This window comes from Streptomyces sp. NPDC058619, assembly GCF_042717785.1.
Classification (GTDB): Bacteria; Actinomycetota; Actinomycetes; order Streptomycetales; family Streptomycetaceae; genus Streptomyces.
The window spans coordinates 1-4,541 of sequence record NZ_JBHXQN010000131.1; the positions used below are offsets into that span (position 1 = coordinate 1).

Below are 4,541 nucleotides of genomic sequence, written 5' to 3' on the forward strand. Positions count from 1 at the left end.
TACTCGTGTTGCTCTTCTTGCTCACTACCTGGAACTGCTTCCTCCGGGACCGTCCATCCCAGTATCAGGCTGTCCAGGCCGCAGGGGGAACTTCAATCCTCTCTTCCCCGGCCTGGCCGGACATCGCGGCCGACATGGGCCGCCTCGACGCCCGCGGTATCGACGTCGCCCGAATCCTCGTGGACGCCCACGCCGCCGGAGCCGGGGTCGACCAGGCCGTCGCCGCCGTCACCACCGCGGCCGCCGCCAAAGCACCCGCCCCCGCCCCGGCCTCCACACCCGCCCCCGCCCCGGCCTCCACGCCCGCCCCCGCCCCGGCCTCCGCGCCCGCCCCCGCCCCGGCCTCCGCGCCCGCGCCTGCTCCGGCTGACGCCCGTGTGCCCGCACCCGCCGCCGCGCCGGGTACCGGGCCGACTACCGCACCCGCCGCCGCGCCGGGTACCGCTCCCGCTCCGGCTGCGGCGCCGCCGGTGCGGGAGGCCGCCGATCCGTGGGCGCCGCCCGCGAGTACGGACGCGAAGCGCTCCTGGGGCCCGCTGACCGAGGGCCTGGACGTGCCCCGGGACCTGGACCTCGGCGACCGCGCGAAGGCCTTGGAGCAGCTCGGCGTGAACCGTCTCGCGCACGCCACGATCGTCGGCGTCGTCAAGGACGCGCTGCCCGAGACGCAGGTCGGTCTCCTGGTCGGCTCCCGCCAGTGGCCCCTCCTTGCCCACCGCATGGACCGGATCCGCGACCAGGGAGGCCCCGCACTCCTCGCCGGACACCTGGCCCGCCTCCAGGCCGACACCGGCTGGAAGGACGGCCCCACCTCCACCACGGCCGGACGACTCGTGGACGCGACCTTGCGCTCCCTGACGACACCGCCCTCCACCCCGGCCGCGCCCGCGTCCCGCGTCCGGGTTTCCCCGGCGGCGGCCCGCTCCCGCTCCACCACCACCCCGTCCGCCGCGGCCCCCGGACAGCCGGCCCCGACGGAAGCCGCGATCCCCGCTCACCGGCAGCAGGCCGCACCGGCCAGGGGCGCCGAACGTGCCTGGTAGCCCCGGTGCCGCCGGGCCCGGCCGGGCCGTAACGTCCGGGCCCGGTCTGGGCTTGTAGCAGGCACAGCACAACGCCACGAAGACGAGGGGACCGCGTGGACACGAACGAGGAGTTCGACCGGCTGATGAAGTCGGCGGCCCGGGTGCGGGTCATGCCGCTGTGGGAGGGCCCAATGCCGGTGGCGCCGGGGACGTGGCCGCGCGCCGCCGCCGTGTTCGCCGGCTTCGACCGCGTCCGGCCGGGGACCGATGAAGCAGCCGTGGGGCACGCGGTCGTCGGTCTGGAGCTCGCGCTGGCCTCGGCGGGGACCGGCCCCGTCGCCGGGAAGTACGTACGGATAGAGACGCACAAGGCGCGCGGTATCGCCGCCATCCGCGGGGCCGGTGCCTCACCGGGTAAGGGCATCGACACGCTCGAGACCGCTCTGCACCGGGCCCAGTCCTGCGGGGTGAACCTGCACCCGTACCGGCAGTGGGGGCAGATCAACGCCATCACCTCCGCCCTGCAGCGCGTCCACGACGTGTTCCGGGACCAGGCCGGCCCGGACTTCCCCACGCTCTGGGCCGACGACCACGTGGCGGGCTGGTGGCGGCAGACCTCCCTCACAGCCTGCGCACGGATCGCCGACCTCGGCCTCCAGCGAGCCACCCCCGCCGCCGGCTACGGCGGACACCCCGGCGTCGCGGCCCTGCGCGACATCGGCCGCGCCGCCCTCGTCTACACCGCCCTCGCCGACCCCGCCCCCGACCCCGCCGCACCGACCACACGGCCGGACCTGGCCATCGACCTCGACGAACTCGCACGGGCCGCTGCGCCCGGCGCACCGGACCTTCGCGCCGAAGCAGCCGCCCGCGCGCAGAGCGCCGAGCGCGCGGCCGTGGCGAGGGGAGTGTCCGCCGCGGCGGCCCGCTCCCGCTCCACCACCACCCCCACCCGCCGGGCCCCCGGCCAACAGGCCCCGACGGAAGCCGCGGTCCCCGCCCGCCGGCAGCAGGCCGCACCGGGCAAGGGCGCGGGGCGTACGCGGTGACGGCGAAGGCTCCCGCACCCGGACGGCGGGGCGTCCGGGCGTGGACGGACCGGGTACGGGCGGCCTGGTGGGCGCTGACGGCCCGGGACCGGATCGCTGCCCGCGGCCTGCTGCTGGCCGGCGCGCTGCTCGCGGCAGCCTGGCGGGCGGGCCACCTCGGTCTGGCGCAGGCGGACTTCGTCCTGACGGTCCTGGGCGGCACGGTCGCCGTGGCCACCTTGTACCGGCCTCAGCCCGCCGCGCCTGCGGCCGGGCCGCTGGTGGCGCCCTCGGAGGAAGTCCAGCGGCACGCCGCCCGCGAGGCAGCGCAGGAACGCCTGCTGCGCCTTGTTCGAGCCACTTCGCCGCGGGTGTGGCCGCCGGGGCGGGAGACGGGGCTTCAGCGGCTTTGATGCCCAGCGCGGTCAGCCGCTCGCGCCGTGGGGCGGAGGATGTGGCGCCCCGAACAGTAGAGGGAGGGGGCTTTAACTGGGTGTGGGGGTTGGGGCGACGCCGAGGGCCCTGCCGAGCCGGGCCACGACAGCCGAGTAGTCGGTGTCACCCTTCGTGAGGGCTGTCTTGGCCCTGGTGACCTGGGCGGCATCGTTTGCGGTGGAACCGGTGAGGCACTCGGTCGCGCCCTGCCGCAGGTTCATGAGCGCCGAGGACCATAGTGCCTGGGTGGGCGGGTCGGGAATGGGCTCGAAGTCCTTGATGATATTGAGGTCATGGTCAAGGTCTCTGCAGGCCGAATGGACGTTCCTGAAGTCGGCCGGCGTGCCGGGGTCGATGGCCACGCTGCGCTTGAGCCTGCCGAGGTCGCGGTCGAGGACGCCCATTCCCTGCTTGTGACGACTCTCCTCGAACCACGCGACGAGCTTGACCTGGTCATCCGCTGAAAGTGTCGGGGCATTGGCAGAGGGCGGTGTGCTGGCGGCCGGAGGCGTACTCGCGGGTGACACCGGACCGCTGGCGGCTGAGCCGTCGCTGCAAGCAGCAAGGGGAACCACGGAAAGAACGACGGCCAGACGGAGTGACAGCGGACGCATTGAGACTCCCTTGAATGAAGATCTGAATACGGTACGAGGCTGAGGTAGTCGATGTCCGTCAGTTCCACGATCAGGTCGTTCGCGTGGCGGCCTTTGTCCTTGAAGTAGCTCTTCTGGAGAGGTTCAGCGGCGATCTGCCGGAGGCCGGCCTCCGTCGCGCCGGCCTCCTGGGCGGTGAACAGGCAGCCCGCCTAAAGAGGCGGAACATGCTGGGTGATCCGGCGCTTGCGGCTGAGGAGAGCAAGTCCTTCGTGGTCACGGACCTGCTTCATGTGGGCAACCAGCAGCGGCCACTGGCGGGAGCCGACCAACAGGCTCACCTGCTTCTCGGGCAGCACGTCATTGACGACTCCCGCAAAAGAAGGGGAGCGCGACCGGCTGGTGGGCGCAGTGGTCCGGATACGACGTCGCGGGCACGGTCTTGACGCTGCTGGCCGGGATGGTGGTGCTGGGCGGTGCGTGGCGCTCGGGCGCCCTGCACCTCCCGCAGGCCGCCGGACCCGCGCCGGCCGCGCCGGGGCGGCCGTCCTCGGCGCGGGCCCAGGCGGACCAGGAGCGCTCGATGCGGCTGCTGAAGGCGATCGACGAGGCCGCTGACGACGGGCGGGCGGGGGAGCTGTCGGAGTTCGAGCGGATCGTCCTCTACGGCGTCGCCGAACTCCCCGGCCAGCAGTACCCGCCGCCGCCACGACTACCCGCGCGCGTGACCCCGCTACCGCGCCAGTCCACGCCGTTCTCGGCGAGGCGCGCCCGGTCAGGCGGGTCCGGGTGGGTCCTGGGCGTTGAGCTGGGTGCGCAGGGCGTCGGTGAGGGCGCGGGCCTTCGCGGTCATGGTGTCGGTGTCAGCGGCGGCCAGCTCGTGCGCCGGGGCGTGGGCGAGGACCTCGCTACGGCCGGCACGGCATCCTGCACGACCTGCTGCTGGTGCAGTCACTGGGCGTGGAGGCGTCGGCCTGCCGGGTCTGGCTCGCATAGGCCTCCAAGGCGCTCACCCGCTGCTCGATTCCGGCCAGGGCTCCGTCCGCACCGGCGACGGCGGCCGGGCCGCCCGCGCAGTCCTGGTGCTGGGCGAGCGCGGCCGCGATGCCTCACAGCTCGGCAGGCAGCGCCAGCGCGTTTGCCTGCCGGTCGATCAGGTCCGACGTGTGGACGCGGCTGGCGAGGACGGTGTCGACGGCCCCCTGCGCCCGTTCCAGCAGAGCCCTGCTGGTGGCCTCCCCACCGCCGACGGCATCGACGCAGCGCGCACCCTGTAAAGGCGCGCGGGGGCGCCGCAACTTCTCGGACGAGCCGGTGTTCGCTGCCCTGTTGGAGAGGAAAACACGCCTGCTTCCGGGGGAGTGCCTAGTAGTACTTCGTTAACTTGTGTTGATCTTGGTGTCGCGGGTCGGGCATGCTGGTCGGCGTGAACTTGGGGGAGATCGAGGAAGTCCGGGGTG

At 73.7% G+C, this 4,541-nt stretch carries 6 protein-coding genes; 3 read left to right on the plus strand and 3 right to left on the minus strand.

What is annotated here, in order from left to right:
- Positions 1 to 134: 134 nt before the first annotated feature.
- The 3 genes from ACFWTC_RS38575 to ACFWTC_RS38585 all read left to right on the plus strand — a co-directional run bounded on the left by ACFWTC_RS38575 (position 135) and on the right by ACFWTC_RS38585 (position 2,466).
- A complete protein-coding gene (locus tag ACFWTC_RS38575) occupies positions 135 to 1,043 on the plus strand; it encodes a hypothetical protein (protein WP_384075138.1) in 909 nt (302 codons plus the stop codon).
- Between the two features lie 95 nt (positions 1,044 to 1,138).
- On the plus strand, positions 1,139 to 2,074 hold the full coding sequence (locus ACFWTC_RS38580; RefSeq protein WP_384030630.1) for a hypothetical protein: 936 nt from the start codon (positions 1,139 to 1,141) through the stop codon (positions 2,072 to 2,074).
- Positions 2,071 to 2,466: a hypothetical protein gene (locus tag ACFWTC_RS38585; RefSeq protein ID WP_384030628.1), complete on the plus strand. Its 396-nt coding sequence runs from the start codon at positions 2,071 to 2,073 to the stop codon at positions 2,464 to 2,466. The genes ACFWTC_RS38580 and ACFWTC_RS38585 overlap by 4 nt, the downstream gene beginning before the upstream one ends.
- A 72-nt stretch (positions 2,467 to 2,538) precedes the next feature.
- Here the strand turns inward: ACFWTC_RS38585 and ACFWTC_RS38590 are convergent, their stop codons facing one another.
- From ACFWTC_RS38590 to ACFWTC_RS38600, 3 genes are all read right to left on the minus strand, one after another.
- Positions 2,539 to 3,102, minus strand: a complete 564-nt coding sequence (locus ACFWTC_RS38590; RefSeq protein ID WP_384030626.1) for a hypothetical protein — start codon at positions 3,100 to 3,102, stop codon at positions 2,539 to 2,541.
- Positions 3,103 to 3,293: 191 nt separating this feature from the next.
- Positions 3,294 to 3,440: a hypothetical protein gene (locus ACFWTC_RS38595; RefSeq protein WP_384030624.1), complete on the minus strand. Its 147-nt coding sequence runs from the start codon at positions 3,438 to 3,440 to the stop codon at positions 3,294 to 3,296.
- 416 nt (positions 3,441 to 3,856) lie between these two features.
- Entirely contained in the window at positions 3,857 to 4,036 is a 180-nt protein-coding gene (locus ACFWTC_RS38600; protein ID WP_384030622.1) for a hypothetical protein, read from the minus strand.
- Between the last annotated feature and the right edge of the window lie 505 nt (positions 4,037 to 4,541).

Bases quoted from the DNA above. Each gene is read 5' to 3' on its own strand.
- ACFWTC_RS38590 (WP_384030626.1), bottom strand. From the start codon at position 3,102: ATGCGTCCGCTGTCACTCCGTCTGGCCGTCGTTCTTTCCGTGGTTCCC.
- ACFWTC_RS38575 (WP_384075138.1), top strand. From the start codon at position 135: ATGGGCCGCCTCGACGCCCGCGGTATCGACGTCGCCCGAATCCTCGTG.